The 697-nt window shown below is 62.3% G+C and carries 2 protein-coding genes; both read left to right on the plus strand.

The window, feature by feature from the left end; translation table 11 throughout:
- The coding region (locus B3V69_RS16550; protein ID WP_296448106.1) for a methyl-accepting chemotaxis protein at window positions 1-336 on the plus strand (336 nt) is incomplete at its 5' end.
- A 67-nt stretch (window positions 337-403) separates the two neighbouring features.
- The coding region (locus tag B3V69_RS16555; RefSeq protein WP_296448107.1) for an acetyl-coenzyme A synthetase N-terminal domain-containing protein at window positions 404-697 on the plus strand (294 nt) is incomplete at its 3' end.

Here is a 697-nt window from a genome sequence, read left to right on the forward strand (position 1 = left end):
CGACTTGTCGATACGGCAGGAACAACCATGACGGAGATCGTCAACAGTGTCCAGGGCGTGGCCAATATCATGGGCGCAATCAGTTCGGCCAGTCAGGAGCAGAGTCAGGGCATTGAGCAAGTGAATGCGGCGATCAGCCAGATGGATGGCATCACGCAGCAGAATGCGGCCCTGGTTGAGCAGTCCACCGCCGCATCGGAAAGCCTGAAGGGGCAGGCGCGACAACTCTCCCATCTGGTGAGCACATTCAAGATCGATGATTCGCAGACCGAGGGCGGTGCCAAGGTCGTGCAGCGCAACACCGGCCAAGCACTGTTACGTCACCGCTTGTCCTGACCCGCCGGGCCGCCAACTGACGCGCAAGCGCTTGCGCGAGCGCGCCGAGTCACGCTACCCTCGGCGCATGACCCAATCCCTAACGCCCCCCTACGTGCCCCAGATTCGCCTTTACCAAAACTGGTTGCGTGAGACCCGCGGCCTGTCGTTTGATTCGTATGACGCCTTGTGGCGTTGGTCCACCACCGATCTGAATGCGTTCTGGCAAAGCATCTGGGATTACTACGACCTGCAGTCACCCACGCCCCACAGCGTGGTGTGCGACGGCGCGCCGATGCCGCGTACCCAGTGGTTTGTCGGGGCCCAGGTCAACTATGCGCAGCAGGTGTTGCGCCACGTGGCGCCGGCCCATGCCGCCGGT

Origin of the sequence: Rhodoferax sp. UBA5149 (assembly GCF_002413825.1) — a bacterium.
Classification (GTDB): domain Bacteria; phylum Pseudomonadota; class Gammaproteobacteria; order Burkholderiales; family Burkholderiaceae_C; genus Rhodoferax.